The sequence below is a fragment of the Chryseobacterium hilariae genome, assembly GCF_051400735.1.
Lineage (GTDB): Bacteria > Bacteroidota > Bacteroidia > Flavobacteriales > Weeksellaceae > Chryseobacterium.
The window spans coordinates 107,680-125,856 of record NZ_JBLFFJ010000006.1 but is presented as its reverse complement, the minus strand read 5'-3'; the positions used below and the strand labels follow the sequence as shown (position 1 = coordinate 125,856).

Genomic DNA, 18,177 nt, shown 5'->3' with positions numbered 1-18,177 from the left:
AATACGAATTCAATTCTTATAAAAATTTAGTTACACATATCAAAAAAATAATTTAGATTTGTATATTGTTAATGAAATCTTATGAAAAAAATAATCTCTACTGCCTTTCTGCTTGTAATTTCAGTGTCTGCGAATATGCTGTCTGCGCAATCCCTTAGTAAAAAACAGATGCAGGCTATTCAATCTGATAATGTTGCTTCATTTAAAAAGAATTTTTCAAAAGCTGACTATAACAAATGCTTTCCGCTTAAAGATGAGGCTTTCAGCGCATTAGGCTTCAGTTCACTTTACGGTAGAAATAATATTGTTAAATTCCTTTTGGACAGCCAGGCAGATATCAATAAAGAATGTAACGGGAAAACTCCTCTTGCTTTAGCTAAATTAGGAAACAAAGACCAAACCGTACAACTGTTGATACAAAAAGGCGCTGCTAATAATTAATTAAAAGCCCTCAAATAATATACAAGACTTCCGAAAGGAAGTTTTTTTTGTTTAGAGAACCTGCAAAAAATCTTATCTTTGCATCCGGAAATTATGGTGAAAAACTTCATGATCAGAAAGCTAAACCATATATCTTAAATATTGAACCTTAAACAAATAATTATGTTTCGATCACACACGAACGGAGAATTATCTCTGAAAAATCTTAATGAAGAAGTTACACTTTCCGGATGGGTACAGACTATCCGTGACAAAGGATTTATGATTTGGATAGATCTTCGGGATCGTTACGGAATTACCCAACTGGTTTTTGATCAGGACCGTTCGACAGCGGAATTGATGGAAAATGCTAAAAAGTTGGGACGTGAATTCGTCATTCAGGTTACAGGAAAAGTAATAGAAAGAGTAAGTAAAAACCCCAATATTCCAACAGGAGAAATTGAAATTTTAGTTGAGAAATTAACGGTTCTTAATGAATCCCAGCTTCCACCTTTCACTATTGAAGATGAAACGGATGGCGGTGAAGAATTAAGAATGAAATACCGTTATCTGGATATCAGAAGAGCTCCGGTAAGAGATAAACTGATCTTCCGTCACAAAATGGCGCAGAAGGTAAGAAACTATCTTTCAGATGAAGGATTTATTGAAGTGGAAACTCCGGTTTTAATCAAATCTACTCCGGAAGGTGCAAGAGACTTCGTGGTTCCGAGCAGAATGAATCCGGGGCAGTTTTATGCCCTTCCACAATCGCCGCAGACGTTCAAGCAGCTTCTGATGGTAGGCGGAATGGATAAATATTTCCAGATCGTAAAATGCTTCCGTGATGAAGACTTAAGAGCGGACAGACAGCCGGAATTTACACAAATCGACTGTGAGATGGCCTTCGTAGAACAGGAAGATATCATGAATGTCTTTGAAGGGATGACCAAAACATTAATTAAAGATATTACAGGACAGGAATTCGGAGATTTCCCGAGAATGACTTTTGCTGATGCGATGAGAAAATACGGAAACGACAAACCGGACATCCGTTTCGGAATGGAATTCGTGGAACTGAACGAACTTGTAAAAGGAAAGGATTTCAAAATATTTGATGACGCTGAATTGGTTGTCGGAATTAATGTTGAAGGATGTGCTGACTATACAAGAAAGCAGATCGATGAGCTTGTTGATTGGGTAAAACGTCCGCAGATCGGAGCATCCGGAATGGTTTGGGCCAAATTCCAGAATGACGGTGTAAAAACATCATCTGTTAACAAATTTTACAATGAGGAAGATCTGGCGAAAATCATCGAAAAATTCGGAGCTAAGGAAGGTGACTTAATGCTGATCTTATCAGGAAACGAAAATAAGGTAAGAGCTCAGCTTTCTGCATTGAGAATGGAATTAGGAAACCGTTTGGGATTAAGAAAAGGAAATGTATTTGCACCGCTTTGGGTTGTTGATTTCCCATTATTGGAATTTGATGAAGAAAGTGGACGTTATCACGCAATGCACCACCCTTTCACCTCTCCTAAACCTGAAGATATTCACTTACTTGAAACTGATCCTGGTAAAGCAAGAGCAAATGCTTATGATATGGTGTTGAACGGAAACGAGATCGGTGGCGGTTCTATCAGAATTTTTGATAAAGATTTACAGTCAAAAATGTTTGATCTTTTAGGGTTTACAAAAGAGGAAGCTGAAGCTCAGTTTGGGTTCCTGATGAATGCTTTTAAATACGGAGCGCCTCCTCACGGTGGTTTGGCTTTCGGATTTGACCGTTTGGTGGCTATTCTTGACGGAAATGAAGTAATCAGGGATTATATCGCATTCCCTAAAAATAATTCAGGACGAGACGTGATGATTGATGCGCCTGCCACAATTGCTGATGAACAGCTGGACGAACTTGAAATACAATTAAATTTAAAAGCATAATTGAAAGCGGGGAAATCAACCCCGCTTTTTTTAATGATCAAACATGAAAATATCAGCCGCACAAATTAAACCTGTAAAAGGAGATATTCTTAAAAATATTGAAACCCACATCTTATTAATCGAAACAGCAGTTAATAAAAATGTTGATTTAATTATCTTCCCGGAACTCTCAATTACCGGATATGAACAGGAATTAGCAGAACGATTTTCTATTCAATATGACGATCCGGTTTTGGACATTTTTCAAAAAATGGCAGATGAAAACAACATCAGCATCACTGTTGGAATGCCCACAAAATCTAATGACCGATTATTGATCAGCAGTATTATATTTCAACATGGAAAAGAGAGGGAAGCTTATTCAAAACGGAATCTTTTTCCTACAGAAACCGCTGTTTTTTCAAAAGGAGATTCTTTCTGTCAACTGGAAATATTGCAGAATAAAATTTCATTAGCTATATGTTATGACTTATCTGATCCAATGCATTCTCAGGAAGCTTACCGAATGGGATCAAATATCTATACTGCGAGTGTTCTCAATTCTGTAAATGGTATTGATGATGATCTCTTTAAACTTTCTGATATCGCAGTAAAATATCATATGAATGTTTTAATGGCGAATTTCACAGGAGAATCAGGAGGGTATAAATGTGCCGGCAAATCTTCTGTTTGGAGTACTGACGGAAGTTTACTCGGGCAGCTCAATAGCGAAGATGAAGGAATTCTTATTTTAAACACCAATAATGGGCAGGTAGAAAAAATTTATCTACAATAATATCTGATAAAAGCGGAGAAAATCTCCGCCCTTTTTATTTCACCAACTCCAGTTCTTTAATTTTTAATATCTGATTTCTTCCCGGACCGATAGAAAGATAGGTAATAGGAACATCCAACTCACGATTTAAAAAAGAAAGAAATTCTTTGAGTTCATCAGGCAGGTCAGAAGCATTTTCAAGTGATGAAATGTCTCCTTCCCAGCCTTCCATCGACTTCAGAACCGGGCGTGCATTTTCAGGAAGAGTTCCTGCAATTCTTTCAATCGTTCCGTCCTCCAACTCATAATGCGTACAAACAGCCACTGATTCCATTCCGCTTAAAATATCTGCTTTAGTGAGTATAACCTGGGTAACACCATTGATCATAATGGCATATCTTAAAGCCGGAAGATCCAGCCACCCTATTCTTCTCGGGCGTCCGGTGTTGGACCCGAATTCATGACCTTTATGCCTAATCTCTTCTCCCAAATCGCCAAAGACCTCTGTTGGGAACATCCCGTTTCCGACTCTTGTGCAATACGCCTTTGCAATTCCGAATATTTCACCGACTTTTTTAGGGGAAATACCCAGTCCACTGCTTGCTCCCGCAGCTGTTGTAGAGGAAGAAGTTACATATGGATACGTCCCGTGGTCAATATCCAGCATAGCAGCCTGAGATCCTTCCGCCAAAATCCTTTTCCCTTCAGATAAAGCTGTATTCAAAAATATTTCTGTTTCTGTACGGGTGAATTTCTTCAAAAAATCTACTGCTTCAAAAAACTCACTGCTGATTTCTTCAAGAGGGGGAAGTACTACATTTCCACCGGCAAGCAATCGGTAATCTCTTTCTAAAATCTGTTCTACCCTGTTTTTAAAATCCGGTAACTCCATATCTCCGACTCGTAGATTCTGTCTTAAGATTTTATTGGAGTAAGCCTGTGCAATTCCGTTTTTTGTAGTTCCGATTGTTGTATAATCAGGGTTTTCCTCCATAAAAACATCCACAAGCCTGTGAGTTGGAAGAACAAAGTGTGCTTTCCTTGAAATGATCAGATTCTTTTCCGGCTGGACAGTTTCATCAAACAGCTGCAGGTTTAAAATTTCTTTTCTGAAACTTACCGGATCCAAAACCGTCCCGGTCCCGATGACATTTTGAACATCTTTCATAAAGATTCCTGATGGAAGAGATTTCAGTGTAATTCTTTTCCCGTTGCGTTCTATACTGTGTCCAGCATTTGCTCCCCCATTAAAACGGGCTGCAATGTCATAATCTTCACTGATAAGATCAATAAATTTTCCTTTACCTTCATCGCCCCACTGGAGACCTAGCACTATGTCCATATTCATACTTTACATTTTTATGATGCAAAGCTATAACAGGCGGAAAGGAAACCATTGTCATTTGACAAAAAACATTTATACAATATTTCTTCTGATCCGACTCAATGAAGACGGCGTGATCCCAAGATAAGAAGCCAGCATGGATTGTGGCACCCTGTTGGCAAGCCCCGGATAATGATTTAAAAAATGAATATAACGGGATTTGGCATCAAGATTAAGCATTGTACTTGCCACCTTAAGCTTGTTTTCGGCTACAAAAGCATGAATTTTAGCAAATAATACAGGCCAGATGCTAATTTCTTTTTCCAGCATTTTAAAATGATCCAGATCAATTGCTAAAAGCTTCCCATCAGTTACAGCTTCAATATATTCAAGGGAAGGTGTCTGATCTGTAAAGCCATGAAAATCTCCGATAAACCGTCCTTCATAAATAAAATACCGCGTAAAATCATCTCCCTGCTTATTATAATACAAAGACCGGAAAACGCCTTCTTTTACAAATGCGATCTTACGGCTCACCTTTCCAGCTTCTATGAAGGATTCTCCTTTCTGTATAATTATTTCCTGCAGTCCTTCCGCAATCAGCAGTTTTTCTGATGTATTCAGGATACCGAATTTTCTTACGTAATTAAAAAGTTCTTCCATATTTATTGAGCCCAGCATTACTGAAATATAAAGGTACAGAAACAGCATTTAAAACCCATTGACATTTGGCAACAAAGCATATAAAATATACCACATCAGCCTTGCACGGCATGTTAATTGATTGATTTTTAAAAACGTAAGACAATGAAAGCAATTTGGAACGGCGCCATTGGCTTTGGTTTAGTCAATATTCCTGTTAAAATTTACTCCGCCACAGAAACCAGCAAATTAGATTTAGATATGCTCGATAAATCCGATTTTTCGAACATTAAATTCAAAAGAGTTAACGAAAAAACAGGCAAGGAAGTCAAGTGGGAAAATATTGTAAAAGGTTATCTCATGGACGATAAATACATTATTCTCGAAGATGAGGATTATGAAGCGGCAAGTCCTGAAAAGAGTAAAATACTTTCTATCGATCAGTTTGTAAAAGAAGTTGAAGTTGACAGTGTTTATTTTGAAAATCCTTATTTTCTCGAACCTCAAAAGAACGGGGAAAATGCTTACAGGCTTCTATTAAAAGCTTTGTCACAAACAAAAATGGTGGGTGTCGGAACCTTCGTTCTTCGTGAAAGTGAAGCAATCGGAATGATCCGGCCTTATAATGATGAAGTTTTGGTTCTAAACCGCTTACGGTTCGCCCAGGAAATCAGAGATTATAAAGATTTAAAAATCCCTGATAAAAAAGCTCCGAAACCTGCCGAACTAAAAATGGCAGTAAGCCTTATCGAACAGCTTTCACAAGAGTTTGATCCCAAAATGTATGAGGACACTTATTCCGAATCTTTACTGAAAATCATTAAGCAAAAAGCAAAAGGTAAAGGCGTAAAAGCTAAAAAAGCAGAACCTGCAAAAGAAGGTAAGGTTATTGACCTTATGGCCCAGTTAAAAGCCAGTTTACAAAATTCCAAATCTAAAAATGCATCATAATGGCTCTTAAAGATTACAACGAAAAACGGAAATTCGATAAAACAAGCGAACCTAAAGGAAAGACAAAAAAGAGTAAAGACAAGCTTATTTTTGTGGTTCAAAGGCACGCTGCATCCCGCCTACATTATGATTTCCGGCTGGAAATGGAAGGCGTGCTGAAAAGTTGGGCTGTTCCGAAAGGCCCTTCATTGGATCCAAGAGACAAACGCCTGGCCATGGAAGTTGAAGATCATCCTTACGATTATAAAGATTTTGAAGGCAATATTCCCGAAGGAAATTACGGAGCCGGGCAAGTTGAAGTCTGGGACAGTGGAACGTATGAACCGTTGGATGACACCAGCAAACTTTCAGATGAAAAAGAATTACTAAAAGAGCTAAAAGCCGGTTCAATAAAATTTATTTTGCACGGAAAAAAACTGAAAGGCGAATTTGCGTTGGTTAAAATGAAAAATGCTGAAAATAATGCGTGGCTTTTAATTAAACATAAAGACGAATTTGCAGAAGAAAATTATGATGCGGAAGAGAATACATCCAAAAATTCTGCGGTAACAAAATTTTTAGAGGAAAAAAAAAGCCTAAAAAACAGCAAAAAGAAGTCATAACTTCTGAAACCAAACCCAGATTTCAGAGATTTAATTCTTTAGTTGACGAAAAAAAATTAGAGAATTTCATCAGGCCTATGTTGGCTAAATCTTTTGAAAATGCCTTTGATGATGAAGATTGGGTATTTGAAATTAAATGGGATGGATACAGGGCAATTGCTGATCTCAGTGATAAATCTCCCTTGTTTTATTCCCGGAATGGAATTTCTTTTTTATCAAAGTTTGAAAAAGTTACAAAAGATTTTGAACATCAGAAGTATAAAATGATTCTCGACGGGGAAATTGTAGCCTATGATGAACATGGAAAGCCCAGCTTCCAACTCTTACAGCAAATTGGTGACAATCCCAACCTAGCTTTAACCTACCAGGTATTTGACCTTCTGTGGCTGAATGGCCATTCTACAGAAGAACTTCCGCTTTTACAGAGGAAAGAGCTTTTAAAAGAAGCTTTAGTTGAAACCGATGTTATCAAATATTGTGATCATCTTCCGGAAAAGGGCATTGATTTTCTCAACCAAATGAAGAAAATGCAGTTAGAAGGAATGATTGCGAAGAAAGCCAGCAGTTTATATACTGAAAATCACAGAACGAATGACTGGCTTAAAATAAAATTCACCAATACAGATGAAGCTATTATTTGTGGATTTACGGAGCCCAGAGGATCAAGAAAAAGCTTCGGAGCATTGATCCTTGGAAAATATATAGATGGAAAGCTGGTGTATTGCGGACATACGGGAACAGGTTTTAATAAAGAATCCTTACTCCAAATGCATGAAAGACTAAAAAAATTGATTGTAAAAACTTCCCCGTTTGAAAAGAAACCTAAGACAAATATGCCTGTAACCTGGACGAAACCAGAATTGGTCTGTGAAATAAAATTCTCTGAAATTACCAAAGACGGCATTTATCGGCATCCTGTTTTTATGGCAATCCGGGAGGATAAGGAGCCTGAAGAAATTACAGAGAGTCCAATTAACGAAAAATCAAAAGAAATGAAAGCTAAAACATCGTCCAAGAAAACAGAAAACCCGGAAAAAGAAAAGGAACTTACACTGGATAAGCATAAGGTAAAGCTCACAAATCAGGATAAAATTTATTTTCCCAAGGACGGAGTTACAAAAGGAGATGTGATAGAATATTATCAGTCTGTAGCTTCCTATATTCTGCCTTATCTGAAAAACCGACCGTTATCTCTGAACCGTTTTCCGAATGGTATTGAAGAACAGGGTTTTTACCAGAAAGATGCCGGAGACCATATGCCGGACTGGATCAAAACCACGGAAGTCTATTCAGAATCCAATGATAAGTATATTGATTATGTTTACTGTAATGATAAAGCTACGTTAGCTTATCTGAATAATTTAGGCTGTATTGATTTAAACCCATGGAACAGCGCTCTCCCGGATCTGGAACATCCCGATTATCTGGTTTTGGACTTGGATCCGTCAAAGAAAAATACATTTGATGATGTCATTGAAACGGCTCTTCAGGTGAATGAGGTTTTAAATTCAGTTAAAATCAAAGGATATTGCAAAACTTCGGGAAGCACAGGGATTCACGTCTATATTCCGATGGGCGGGAAATATGATTTTGACCAGGTGAAAGATTTTGCCCATATTTTGATGAAGCAGGTTCATGAACAGCTCCCGGAAATCACAACATTAGAAAGGAGCCTACAGAAAAGGGACGACAAGAAAATATATTTGGATTATCTGCAAAACAGGACTGGACAGACTTTAGCAAGTGCTTACAGTTTACGTCCGAAGGAAGGAGCCTCTGTTTCAATGCCTTTGGATTGGGATGAAGTAAAACCCGGTATGAAACCGACGGATTTTACTATTGATAATGCTTTGAATAGAATTAAAGAAAAAGGTGATTTATTTAAACCTGTTTTGGGAAAGGGAATTGATATGATGAAAGCATTGGAATTGTTGCAAAGTATTGAATAATACTCTACTTTTGAACAATAATACCCATTACTAATACAATGAACGAAACTATTAAGATTGAAATTCCATTTAATGAAATATTTGAAAGACAAAACCAAGATTTTTACTTTAAATATGTATGGGGACGAACATTAAATAATTGGTGGAAAATTGTACTTTTTACAGCGGTATTTTTATTCTTAGGGTTTTACCCAATAGAAAATTTTGATAAAAATTTAATTTATTATATATGTAAATATGGAGGAATTTTTCTCTCTGGATATTGTTTTATTTTAGTTTATCAATATTTTACTTCCAAGAAGAAATTCAAAAAAGAGGTTGATCTCATTATGGATAATTTAAAAGCTAAAAATGAACCTTCCTTCATTACTTTAGCTAATTACAGTATTGAATTTAAAAATGTATTCTATACCATCTCTTCTGTTTGGGAAAAAGTTTCTTATGTAAAATCGCATGATACTATTATTATCAATGTAATCAGTACTTTATCCTTTATTATACAAAAATCAGAATTTAAAAATAATGAATTTGATATTATATTAAACTATCTTGAAAAATATTCTAAACAGCAAAATTAGGGTAGCTTCGCAACCAAACTTTCCGGCAATATTTTCAAAATAATATAAATCATCTTCCATTTAAAATTTGGAACAATTGTAAATGAATTTCTGGCATTGACGATATGTTTCGCCACATAATCCGGCTCCATGATCAGAGATTCATTGAGCTGAAGACCTTCATTGATCTTAGTTCTGATATAACCGATCACCAAGGCATTAACAATAATCTTTCTTGAAGCTAATTCCTGTCGTAACCCTGCTAAATATTGGGTAAAAGCAGCTTTTGTACTTCCATACACAAAATTACTTTTCCTGCCTCTTACACCTGACAGTGAAGATAATCCGATGATTCTTTCCAGATTGGTATTGCTCTGGTCCATAGCAATAATATTAAGGATGGAAACAGCTCCCATGTAATTGACCTGCATCATTTTCTGAGCACCCTTAAATTCTCTCAAAGCTTTTTCATTATCAACCAAAAATCCGGCTGCATATACTGCAATATGTGGTTTTACTGGAAGATCATCATAAAATTTCTGGTGGGAATTAAAATCTACAGCATCAAAATAAAGAACAGTGACTTTTGAAGGATGAATCTGGTTATCTGAAACAAACCTTTCCAGTGAAATCGTATCCCGTGAAGCCGCGATTACAGAAAATCCTTTTTCAACATACTGCTTAATGCATTGTTTAGCCACATCTGAATTGGCTCCTAAAATGAGAACGGTTTTTCCTGTATTTTGATTCATGATGCAAAGATATTTATTTGATTTTATGATGATGAATTTTGAATGAAAATACTTATGAAACAAATTTCACGAATGGGTTCACGGGTAACACTAATCTGAATGGCTATGGCTATTTTTTCATGTAAAGCTATCTTATGGAAAAATATAATAGGTGAATTGTCTGATCTGCGGGAACTTTTCAACGCAAAGTTTCAAGATGATGCGTAATAGTTTGAGAGAGGCAAAGAAATGTGGCTGCACCACTGAATAAGCGTATGTTTGTTATAACTATATAAAAAAGCTCGGCGCGGTGAACTTCGTTCACCGCGCCGAGCGATATTTTCAAACTGAAAATTATTTCTTTTCAGTATCGATTTCTTTTTTCTCTGCCGTTTTATCAGCAGCTTTCGCTTTGTCTCCAAAACGTGCTTCAGTAAATTCTCTGGAAACAGCAGCTTTTTCGAATTTCAGTTTTCCGGATAAAGTTTCAATAACGAATCCGTCATCCTGAACCTGAGCAATTCTTCCGTGAAGACCTGAGGTAAGAACTACTCTAGTTCCGACTTTTAAAGTTTCCTGAAAGCTTTTCTCCTGCTTCTGTTTTCTCATCTGTGGTCTTATCATTAAGAAATAAAACCCCACAAACATCACCCCCATCATGATCAGCATCATTGATGAAGATCCTTGTGGCTGTGCCTGTAAAAAGATTGTCAACATATTTTATAATTATGGTTGAATGTTCGCCGTGAACGTTAATTTAATAGGAGCTTTATCTACGTTTGCAAATACATCTGCATACTTCTGAACGTTTCCGTCGAAGCTTGAAGAATCAAAATGCAAAGTAATTTTTCCTTTCTTACCAGGAAGAATAGGATCTTTTGTAAAATCAGGAGCTGTACATCCGCATCCGGGTTTTACTTCAGAGATCACCAAAGGATTTTTTCCTGTATTGGTAATTTCGTAAACGTGCTCTACTTTATCTCCTTTTTTGATTTTACCAAAATCGAAGTTATTTTCAGACAGGGCAACTGATGTTAACGGCTGGTTAGAAACCGGAGCTGCTTCTGCTGCAGGAGCTGCCGCTGAATCGGTAGGAGCTAAATTAGTTGCACCTGCTGTAGAATCTGTAATATTAGCGGCTTCTGCACCGGCAGCAGCTTGCTGGTTCTCTTTTTTACAAGAAACTAAACCAAGGCCTATAATAGACAAGGCGATAATTGATAACGTCTTTTTCATGTTAAATTCTATTTTGATCTTTACAATATTTATCCAAAATTCCGTTAATGAAGATATTGGAACGGTCTGTTGCAAATACCTTTGCAATTTCAATATATTCATTGATAATAACTCTTGAAGGTGTAAAAGGAAAATTATCCAGTTCCGAAATAGCAGTTGACAGAATTACTTTATCCATTAAAGAAACTCTTTCCAGATCCCAGTTTTCCAATCTTTCGCTTAGTGTCTTCTCATTGGCTTCCCAGTTATTCAGGGTATCTCTAAGAAGTTTTCCGGCGAAAACTTTATCCTCTTCATCTTTAATCATTTTAATTAAAGTTCTGCTTTCTTCATCTTCTTTCAGGAAACCGATCGTTTTCTGTACCATTGAATTGGCGATATGGATATCATCGTACCATGAAAGTTCCTTATCACTGAGATATTCCTGGAAATCTTCATTCTCAGCAATATATCTTAAAAACAGTTTTCCGATAAACTTCTGATCTTCTTCAAAAGAATAACCTTCTTGCTTCATAAAATCCTGATAACGCTTTCCTGCCGTAATTCTCTGAAAAGTTTTTACCAATATATCATCATGCATATCCCATTTCAGCTGTTTGTGCTGACCTGTGAAAAATAATCTCTCAGGGTTTTCTTCCAGTTTGATCAGTACCTGATTATTGATAAATTTTTGGTTAGGGTTAATTTCAGCATCGGTTTTAAGATATTTATTCTTCCCAATTTCGATCTGGGTCTCTGCCAATTCTTTCAGAGCCACTAAAAAATTAAGCTGATAGATATAGAGATTATAGATTTTCTCTATTCCTGAGAACATGTTTTTCTCTAAAACATCAAATTTTAAAGGATTCTGATAGTATGAATACACTGTTTGTACTACTTTTTCACGGATTTGTCGTCTTCCTAACATTCAAAGAGCTTTTTATGGGTGCAAAGATACAAAAATTAAAATTGATGAAATTCGTAGTCTGTCTACATTTTTGTAAATTTGTAAAACTTTATGAAAGCGCTAAAAACCTTAAACCCTTATTTTTGGAAGCACAAAATATTATTGTTTTGGGGGTTGTTATTTATCATTGCCAGTAATTTCTTTAATATCTATAAGGTCCAGTTTGTAGGAAAGTCTGTAGACGAGCTTACCAAAAGCGGAAATCTGGGATTCAATAAACAGGTTTTAATATATGTTGCCATTATTGTGGGCTGCTCGCTTTTGACGGGATTTTTCACCTTCATGATGCGCCAGACCATCATTGTTGCCTCAAGAAGAATTGAATACGAACTGAAAAATAAGATTTACAGACATTATCAGGACCTTTCTCTCACAGATTACAAACAGACCACTATTGGGGACCTTATGAACAGGTTGAGTGAAGATGTTGTTGCCGTAAGAATGTATCTTGGTCCGGGAGTAATGTATGTGGTGAATCTCGTGATTCTTCTTTTGATCACCAGCATCTATATGGTGAAAACGGATGCTTCCATGACTTTGTGGACGTTATTGCCACTTCCCATTTTATCCTATATTATATTTAAGGTAAGCTCAATTATCAATCAGAAGTCGAAGATTATGCAAAAAAGCCAGTCTGCGATCTCCACTTTCGTACAGGACAGTTTTTCGGGGATCCGGGTTGTAAAGTTTTTTGCTAAAGAAAACTACATCAAGAAAAACTACGGTATAAAAGTAACGGACTACCAAAATAAAGCACTCGATTTAGCCAAAACAGAAGCCTATTTTTTTACCATCATTTTATTCGTTATCGGATTACTGAACGTAGCTGTTATCTTAATTGGCGGACAGAAATATATTGCAGGACAGCTAAGTGTCGGAAAAATTGCTGATTTCTTTATGTACATCAATATTCTGATTTGGCCATTTTCCATGGTGGGCTGGGTGACTTCTGTCAATCAGAGAGCTGAAGCTTCGATGCAGAGAATTAATGAATTTCTGGATAAGAAATCTGAAGTCATCAATACCAACTTTGAAGATTATCCCATTAAAGGGGATATTGAGTTCAGAAATGTTTCTTATGTTTATCCAAATACAGGAATCAAAGCATTAGACAACTTAAGCTTTAAGATAAAAGCCGGAGAATCTCTTGCTATCATGGGTAAAACAGGAAGCGGAAAATCTACCATTGCCCTTTTGCTTTGCCGATTGATTGACCCTACAGAAGGCGAAATCTTAATTGACGGTAAAAACCTGAAAGAGCATAATCTTACCAATTACAGAAACTTTATCGGGTATATTCCTCAGGAAAGCTATTTATTCTCTGATTCTATCGAAAACAATATAGGTTTTGCCATAGATCATCCTTCCCACGAAAAAGTGGTGGAATATGCTAAAATTGCAGACGTAGATAAAAATATTGTTGGATTTAAAGAACAGTATAAAACACTTGTAGGTGAACGCGGTGTGATGCTTTCGGGAGGACAGAAGCAAAGAATATGTATCGCCAGAGCCTTAATTAAGGACCCAAATATCATTATTTTTGATGATTCTCTGTCTGCTCTGGATACCGAAACTGAGCAGAATATTCTTGAAAATATTGATAAGAAAATCAGCAACGCTACATCCATAATTATCACACACAGAGAGTCTAGCGCTCAGAGAGCAGATAAAATCATCAACCTCACCGAAATTACCAATTCTGTAACTGCTTAGCGGTTTCATTCTCAATTGTTAAATAAATCATAAAAAAAATTTTGTGATTAAAAGAATTCTTTTATATTTGTTCTTAACAAGATTAAAAAATATCTAACAATGAGTGAATACAAGGAACGCCATGAAAATGAAATTTTCACGAAGGTGTTAAAAGCAGGAAGAAGAACTTATTTCTTTGATGTGCGCGAGACGAAAGCAGGAGATTATTATCTTACGATTACCGAAAGTAAAAAGAATTTCGGAGAGAATGGTGAAGCTACATTCGAGAAACACAAAATTTATCTTTACAAAGAGGATTTTAAAAGTTTCCAGGAGATGTTTAATGAATCCACAGATTTCATCATTAATGAAAAGGGTGAGGATGTAATATCAGAAAAGCATGACAAAGACTTTAAAAGCAAATCATTCACAATTGATTCTGACGACGAAGTTTAAAAAAAGAATATTCTAAAAACACAAGCATCTGAAAAAGATGCTTTTTTTATATCCAAACCGAAATTTCACCGATAAATAACCTTAGATTGAAATATATTAGAAAAATCTTAAAATAATAAGAAATATTTGTTAGTTTTTAAAGGCTCAAATTGGTGACCAAATAGTATAAAATAAAAAAGTACACTTTAAAAAGTGTACTTTTCTTGGGTGAATGAGGGGTCTCGAACCCCCGACCTTCGGAACCACAATCCGACGCTCTAACCAACTGAGCTACAATCACCGTTTTGTGAGTGCAAATATAGGGAAGATTTTTTAATTACCAAACAATTCCATCAAAATTTTTCATCGCAATCAGCTTCTCAGACGTAAATCCCTCAGCATAAGCAACTCCCGATAACCGTCCCAAATCCTGAGCACGGTAGGTCAGACTTTCAAAAAAATCTTTTGTTGCAATAGGGGTAACCGGTTCATTAGATGTTGGATCATAGAACTGGGTTTTGAAAGCCATACAGGCTTCAATCTTTTTATCCAAATGCTCTGATATGTCAATAACGAACTCCGGTTTAATGTCTTTCCACTGAATATAATGAAAAATATGTTTTGGCCTCCACACTTCCTGATTTTCTCCTTCTAAAACGGTTTCAATTTTTCTAAGTCCGGATAAAAAGCACGCATCTGACACTAATTTCGCTCCTTTTGCATGATCCGGATGCCTATCATCGATAGCATTGGCCAAGACAATTTCAGGACGGTATTTGCGGATCATTTTTACGATCTTGATCTGATATTCTTCAGAATTTACTAAAAACCCGTCTTTCATACCCAAATTTTCTCTGGCAGAAACTCCAAGAATCCTGGCAGATTCACCTGCTTCTACTTTTCTGGTTTCATCAGTTCCACGGGTTCCCAGCTCTCCTCTTGTAAGATCTACAATGGCACATGTTTTACCTTCCGAAATCATTTTGGCGATAGTTCCGCCACATCCCAGCTCTACATCATCGGGATGTGCTCCAAAAGCAAGTATATCTGTTTTCATATTTTCAAAGATAAGATTTAAAATAAAAACTTCCCAAACATTGAGAATGGGAAGTTTTAATATTTATAATTTAAATTTTAAATTACTTATTGATTTCTGCATTTAGTTTTACAGCATCCTGATAAGTAGGATCAAGCTGTAAAGATTTAGCAACATAGTCTTTAGCTTTTGCAAGATCAGTATCTTTATTCATATATGCTACCGCAAAGTAAGCATAGGCTAAAGTCTGCTTGTTAGCTTCCTGCTCCGCAGGTTTTACTGTGCTGATGAATTTTTCATAGGCAATTTTCGCAGCATCATTATTTCCTGCCTGCTGATAGGAATATCCCTGGCTGTAATAAGCTGGGGCCCAATCAGGAAGAAGGGTGCTCATCTTTTGCCATGTAAGCACTGCTCCGTTCCAGTTCTTAGCATCCTGGTAAGCAGTTGCCAACTTAAACAGAGAGTCTGAATCCTGTGGATTAGCTGCAACTTTCTTTTTCAATGCCTCAATTTCCGGTGTAGATGGTCCTTTTTCTGCTTCAGCCTGAGAAGCTCCTCCTCCGGCAATGTTTGCAAGTTCCATATCCCACTTCATTGTTTCATCTTTAGCCGCTTTAGCAATAGCAATTTTTTGCTGTGCTTCTGTTGTTAAAGCTGTTTTTTTAGCAGCATCGGTTTCAGTTTTTGCCAATCCAGCTGCAATAAGTCCCTGAAGCCCCTGGTCAGCCGGCTGAATTCTTGTTTTTTCAGCCTGAGATACGAAAGTATCCATATTCTGTTTTGCATCTGCATAGTTTCCGTCCGCATAAGACTGATAAGCTCTTAATTTAAATTTGATAGGGTCATCAATTTTATCGAAGATCTTATCCAATACATTTTTAGAGTTTGCATAATCCTCGTTCGTGAAGTATAGTTTAGCAATTTCTAATTGAGTATATGGATCCTCATCAGCATATTTTGTATAGTTGATAAGATCTTGTGTTGCTTTTGCGTTTTCCTGATATCTGATATCGTAAGAAGCTAAAGCTTTGTATGCCGGTGCATAAGTAGGATCTACACCAATTGCTTTGTCAATGCTTTGTTTAGCTTGTTGCCATTGTTGTGCAGCCATCCATAAGGTGGCCATTCTTGTATAAACTGAAGCCTTATTTTTAGCCAGAGGAAGTGCTTTGTCATAAGCAGACATTGCTTCACCCGGCGCTCTTTTTATTCTGTAAGCATCTCCTAGAGTATAGTAGTAGTGGGCAGGAACTCCTTTTTTCTCTGCTTTTTCGATAGCTTTGGTCAGGAACTGAATAGCAGGATCCGGAGCATTGTTTTTCTCAAACAAAGTTAAAGCTTCTGCAGCTCTGAATAATACTTCAGCATCTTTTTCTCTGGAATCCGCTACAATTTTCTGAATTTCAGCAATTGCGCTTTTATCACCTTTACCTAATTTTACGGTAGCCAAACCTATTTTGTTAAGATAGCTTTTGTTATCAGCAGCTAAACCTTTGTTAAAGCTTTCAATCGCTTTAGCATAATCAGGCTCGCCTTGCTTCAGGTAAGTATTTCCTAAATAGAAGTAATTTTCTGCTGTAGGAGCTTTGGCAACCATTTCTGTAAAATTGGTTTTAGCCTGTGCATACTTGTCACTGTCTATACTGTTAATACCATCCTGCAATGTCTGTGCAGTGGCAAAACCGGAAAAAAATACTACGGCCGCACCAAAAGCAATTTTCTTTACATTCATAATCATTATATCTTTCATTTTATATTTTCTATATTTTGAGTTATATGCTCCACAATTTTCAGACCAAAATAATATTTTTATAAGGGGTACATATCTTTTTAATATTTTTTAACGCATCTGTACCTCTCTTTTGTATATATTATAGGGTTGCAGGCCTTCTTTTTCTACAATCATCTGCCCTAGCTGCGTGCATGAATATCTTATAAATCCGTTGGCTATATTAAAGTTACCTTCGTTTGTTAAAAAATAGAGAACGCGTGTAAAAGGGTACTTCATTTCCCGTAAACCTGTATTATCAGCAGTGTATAGTTTTCCTTTATCCTCTATTGGAAGAATTTTCACCATATCTCTCAGCTTCTCAGAAGTCTTATCATAAGGACGGCTGAAAGTGTTTAACCCTATAACTCCTATTTTATCCGGATATTTACCTAATTCTTCTACAATATTCTGATTTCCCGGAATAATAGAAAATTTAAGGTCTTTTGGCTGTTTATTCAGTTTCTGGGCAACAAAGTTCAGATTGCTTGAATTAGTTCCGTCAAAAATAAAATTTTTAGCATCAGATGCTAATCCACTCTTGATTTCATCCATTGAAATACTTTGTTTCGGCGAGTCTTTAGGAACAACAAATACCACTGCATCTGCAGCGAATCTGGCAGGAAGAAATTTCAGATCCACCTGCTCTTCATAAGCTTTTTTCTCTTCAGGAGTCAGATCTCTGGACATTACAGTTATTCTTGCTTTATCTTTTAACAGATCAAGAAAGGCCAAATCTTCTTTTTGGGTTACTATTTTGATGCGGGTTTCCGGATAATTGATCATATATCCGTCTGCTAATGCTTCGGTAACACTTTTGAAAGACTCATCCGTAAGTATGGTAAGATCTCCTTTATGATAGGATGGAGATTTATCTTCTTTTTTACATCCTACCGCAATGATGCTCATCATAGAAAGCAACACAATTTTTAAACTATTCTTCATTTCCTGAATCTTTAATTCTTGTAACTGCTCTATAGATTCTAAATATTCCATAAAGAATAAGCACTGCACCCATCGCGTAGGCAATGGCAGGCTCCAAAATCGTAAAGAAAAACTTGTAGATAATAACTACAATTCCCAATACGATATAAAATAATCCTGTCACTAAGGATAACCAATTGAACATCATGTAACAAAAATACCAAAAAAAATAAAAAGAGAAGCATATGCTTCTCTTTTTTATTTATAAT

Annotated in this window: 19 protein-coding genes and 1 tRNA gene; 9 read left to right on the top strand and 11 right to left on the bottom strand. The window is 36.4% G+C overall.

Annotated elements, in window-relative coordinates; genetic code table 11:
- Positions 1-81 precede the first annotated feature (81 nt).
- The 3 genes from ACMGDK_RS17190 (at position 82) to ACMGDK_RS17180 (ending at position 3,133) form a co-directional block, all read left to right on the top strand.
- Positions 82-441: an ankyrin repeat domain-containing protein gene (locus ACMGDK_RS17190; RefSeq protein WP_436809077.1), complete on the top strand. Its 360-nt coding sequence runs from the start codon at positions 82-84 to the stop codon at positions 439-441.
- Between the two features lie 162 nt (positions 442-603).
- On the top strand, positions 604-2,358 hold the full coding sequence (aspS, locus tag ACMGDK_RS17185; protein ID WP_436809076.1) for an aspartate--tRNA ligase: 1,755 nt from the start codon (positions 604-606) through the stop codon (positions 2,356-2,358).
- Positions 2,359-2,401: 43 nt separating this feature from the next.
- Positions 2,402-3,133 carry a carbon-nitrogen hydrolase family protein gene (locus ACMGDK_RS17180; protein WP_436809075.1) on the top strand — a complete coding sequence of 244 codons (732 nt, stop codon included), beginning with the start codon at positions 2,402-2,404 and terminating at the stop codon, positions 3,131-3,133.
- 34 nt (positions 3,134-3,167) lie between these two features.
- Here the strand turns inward: ACMGDK_RS17180 and ACMGDK_RS17175 are convergent, their stop codons facing one another.
- Positions 3,168-4,460, bottom strand: a complete 1,293-nt coding sequence (locus tag ACMGDK_RS17175) for an adenylosuccinate synthase (protein WP_436809074.1) — start codon at positions 4,458-4,460, stop codon at positions 3,168-3,170.
- Positions 4,461-4,529: 69 nt separating this feature from the next.
- Positions 4,530-5,099 carry a Crp/Fnr family transcriptional regulator gene (locus ACMGDK_RS17170; protein ID WP_436809073.1) on the bottom strand — a complete coding sequence of 190 codons (570 nt, stop codon included), beginning with the start codon at positions 5,097-5,099 and terminating at the stop codon, positions 4,530-4,532.
- A 144-nt stretch (positions 5,100-5,243) separates the two neighbouring features.
- Between ACMGDK_RS17170 and ku the strand changes: the two genes are divergently transcribed.
- The 4 genes from ku (at position 5,244) to ACMGDK_RS17150 (ending at position 9,158) form a co-directional block, all read left to right on the top strand.
- A complete protein-coding gene (gene ku / locus ACMGDK_RS17165) occupies positions 5,244-6,029 on the top strand; it encodes a non-homologous end joining protein Ku (RefSeq protein WP_436809072.1) in 786 nt (261 codons plus the stop codon).
- Positions 6,029-6,631, top strand: coding sequence for a DNA polymerase ligase N-terminal domain-containing protein (locus ACMGDK_RS17160; protein WP_436809071.1), 603 nt, complete (start codon positions 6,029-6,031; stop codon positions 6,629-6,631). Before ku ends, ACMGDK_RS17160 begins: the two co-directional genes overlap by 1 nt.
- 77 nt (positions 6,632-6,708) lie before the next feature.
- Complete coding sequence (gene ligD, locus ACMGDK_RS17155) at positions 6,709-8,580, top strand: DNA ligase D (RefSeq protein WP_436809070.1); 1,872 nt, start codon at positions 6,709-6,711, stop codon at positions 8,578-8,580.
- 38 nt (positions 8,581-8,618) lie between these two features.
- On the top strand, positions 8,619-9,158 hold the full coding sequence (locus ACMGDK_RS17150) for a hypothetical protein (protein ID WP_436809069.1): 540 nt from the start codon (positions 8,619-8,621) through the stop codon (positions 9,156-9,158).
- On the opposite strand, the gene ACMGDK_RS17145 is transcribed toward ACMGDK_RS17150, so the two are convergent.
- From ACMGDK_RS17145 to ACMGDK_RS17130, 4 genes are all read right to left on the bottom strand, one after another.
- On the bottom strand, positions 9,155-9,889 hold the full coding sequence (locus tag ACMGDK_RS17145; RefSeq protein WP_436809068.1) for an SDR family NAD(P)-dependent oxidoreductase: 735 nt from the start codon (positions 9,887-9,889) through the stop codon (positions 9,155-9,157). The two genes, ACMGDK_RS17150 and ACMGDK_RS17145, sit on opposite strands and share 4 nt — an antisense overlap.
- A 333-nt stretch (positions 9,890-10,222) precedes the next feature.
- Positions 10,223-10,585: a preprotein translocase subunit YajC gene (gene yajC, locus ACMGDK_RS17140; protein ID WP_116012250.1), complete on the bottom strand. Its 363-nt coding sequence runs from the start codon at positions 10,583-10,585 to the stop codon at positions 10,223-10,225.
- A 9-nt stretch (positions 10,586-10,594) separates the two neighbouring features.
- A complete protein-coding gene (locus ACMGDK_RS17135; RefSeq protein ID WP_436809067.1) occupies positions 10,595-11,104 on the bottom strand; it encodes a DUF1573 domain-containing protein in 510 nt (169 codons plus the stop codon).
- Between the two features lies 1 nt (position 11,105).
- Positions 11,106-12,011 carry a transcription antitermination protein NusB gene (locus tag ACMGDK_RS17130; protein WP_436809066.1) on the bottom strand — a complete coding sequence of 302 codons (906 nt, stop codon included), beginning with the start codon at positions 12,009-12,011 and terminating at the stop codon, positions 11,106-11,108.
- A gap of 90 nt (positions 12,012-12,101) precedes the next feature.
- Between ACMGDK_RS17130 and ACMGDK_RS17125 the strand changes: the two genes are divergently transcribed.
- Together ACMGDK_RS17125 and ACMGDK_RS17120 are read left to right on the top strand one after the other, a co-directional pair.
- Entirely contained in the window at positions 12,102-13,763 is a 1,662-nt protein-coding gene (locus tag ACMGDK_RS17125) for an ABC transporter ATP-binding protein (protein WP_436809065.1), read from the top strand.
- A 99-nt stretch (positions 13,764-13,862) separates the two neighbouring features.
- Positions 13,863-14,198, top strand: a complete 336-nt coding sequence (locus ACMGDK_RS17120; protein ID WP_034701927.1) for a DUF3276 family protein — start codon at positions 13,863-13,865, stop codon at positions 14,196-14,198.
- Positions 14,199-14,403: 205 nt separating this feature from the next.
- Here the strand turns inward: ACMGDK_RS17120 and ACMGDK_RS17115 are convergent.
- From ACMGDK_RS17115 to ACMGDK_RS17095, 5 genes are all read right to left on the bottom strand, one after another.
- A tRNA-His gene (locus ACMGDK_RS17115) sits at positions 14,404-14,479 on the bottom strand.
- 35 nt (positions 14,480-14,514) lie between these two features.
- Positions 14,515-15,234 (bottom strand): bacillithiol biosynthesis deacetylase BshB1, encoded by a 720-nt coding sequence (gene bshB1, locus ACMGDK_RS17110; RefSeq protein WP_436809064.1) that lies wholly within the window; start codon positions 15,232-15,234, stop codon positions 14,515-14,517.
- A gap of 82 nt (positions 15,235-15,316) precedes the next feature.
- Positions 15,317-16,966: a tetratricopeptide repeat protein gene (locus tag ACMGDK_RS17105; protein ID WP_436809063.1), complete on the bottom strand. Its 1,650-nt coding sequence runs from the start codon at positions 16,964-16,966 to the stop codon at positions 15,317-15,319.
- 90 nt (positions 16,967-17,056) lie between these two features.
- Complete coding sequence (locus ACMGDK_RS17100; protein ID WP_436809062.1) at positions 17,057-17,929, bottom strand: PstS family phosphate ABC transporter substrate-binding protein; 873 nt, start codon at positions 17,927-17,929, stop codon at positions 17,057-17,059.
- On the bottom strand, positions 17,919-18,116 hold the full coding sequence (locus tag ACMGDK_RS17095; RefSeq protein ID WP_111955508.1) for a DUF308 domain-containing protein: 198 nt from the start codon (positions 18,114-18,116) through the stop codon (positions 17,919-17,921). Before ACMGDK_RS17095 ends, ACMGDK_RS17100 begins: the two co-directional genes overlap by 11 nt.
- Positions 18,117-18,177: the final 61 nt, after the last annotated feature.

What these genes read in the sequence shown, in the direction of transcription:
- ACMGDK_RS17120 (WP_034701927.1), top strand. Translation starts at nt 13,863, where the DNA reads ATGAGTGAATACAAGGAACGCCATGAAAATGAAATTTTCACGAAGGTG.
- ACMGDK_RS17095 (WP_111955508.1), bottom strand. Translation starts at nt 18,116, where the DNA reads ATGATGTTCAATTGGTTATCCTTAGTGACAGGATTATTTTATATCGTA.
- ku (WP_436809072.1), top strand. Translation starts at nt 5,244, where the DNA reads ATGAAAGCAATTTGGAACGGCGCCATTGGCTTTGGTTTAGTCAATATT.
- ACMGDK_RS17100 (WP_436809062.1), bottom strand. Translation starts at nt 17,929, where the DNA reads ATGAAGAATAGTTTAAAAATTGTGTTGCTTTCTATGATGAGCATCATT.
- ACMGDK_RS17130 (WP_436809066.1), bottom strand. Translation starts at nt 12,011, where the DNA reads ATGTTAGGAAGACGACAAATCCGTGAAAAAGTAGTACAAACAGTGTAT.
- ACMGDK_RS17135 (WP_436809067.1), bottom strand. Translation starts at nt 11,104, where the DNA reads ATGAAAAAGACGTTATCAATTATCGCCTTGTCTATTATAGGCCTTGGT.
- yajC (WP_116012250.1), bottom strand. Translation starts at nt 10,585, where the DNA reads ATGTTGACAATCTTTTTACAGGCACAGCCACAAGGATCTTCATCAATG.
- ACMGDK_RS17145 (WP_436809068.1), bottom strand. Translation starts at nt 9,889, where the DNA reads ATGAATCAAAATACAGGAAAAACCGTTCTCATTTTAGGAGCCAATTCA.
- ACMGDK_RS17105 (WP_436809063.1), bottom strand. Translation starts at nt 16,966, where the DNA reads ATGAAAGATATAATGATTATGAATGTAAAGAAAATTGCTTTTGGTGCG.
- ACMGDK_RS17180 (WP_436809075.1), top strand. Translation starts at nt 2,402, where the DNA reads ATGAAAATATCAGCCGCACAAATTAAACCTGTAAAAGGAGATATTCTT.
- ACMGDK_RS17175 (WP_436809074.1), bottom strand. Translation starts at nt 4,460, where the DNA reads ATGAATATGGACATAGTGCTAGGTCTCCAGTGGGGCGATGAAGGTAAA.
- ACMGDK_RS17125 (WP_436809065.1), top strand. Translation starts at nt 12,102, where the DNA reads ATGAAAGCGCTAAAAACCTTAAACCCTTATTTTTGGAAGCACAAAATA.
- bshB1 (WP_436809064.1), bottom strand. Translation starts at nt 15,234, where the DNA reads ATGAAAACAGATATACTTGCTTTTGGAGCACATCCCGATGATGTAGAG.
- ACMGDK_RS17150 (WP_436809069.1), top strand. Translation starts at nt 8,619, where the DNA reads ATGAACGAAACTATTAAGATTGAAATTCCATTTAATGAAATATTTGAA.
- ligD (WP_436809070.1), top strand. Translation starts at nt 6,709, where the DNA reads ATGTTGGCTAAATCTTTTGAAAATGCCTTTGATGATGAAGATTGGGTA.
- aspS (WP_436809076.1), top strand. Translation starts at nt 604, where the DNA reads ATGTTTCGATCACACACGAACGGAGAATTATCTCTGAAAAATCTTAAT.
- ACMGDK_RS17190 (WP_436809077.1), top strand. Translation starts at nt 82, where the DNA reads ATGAAAAAAATAATCTCTACTGCCTTTCTGCTTGTAATTTCAGTGTCT.
- ACMGDK_RS17170 (WP_436809073.1), bottom strand. Translation starts at nt 5,099, where the DNA reads ATGGAAGAACTTTTTAATTACGTAAGAAAATTCGGTATCCTGAATACA.
- ACMGDK_RS17160 (WP_436809071.1), top strand. Translation starts at nt 6,029, where the DNA reads ATGGCTCTTAAAGATTACAACGAAAAACGGAAATTCGATAAAACAAGC.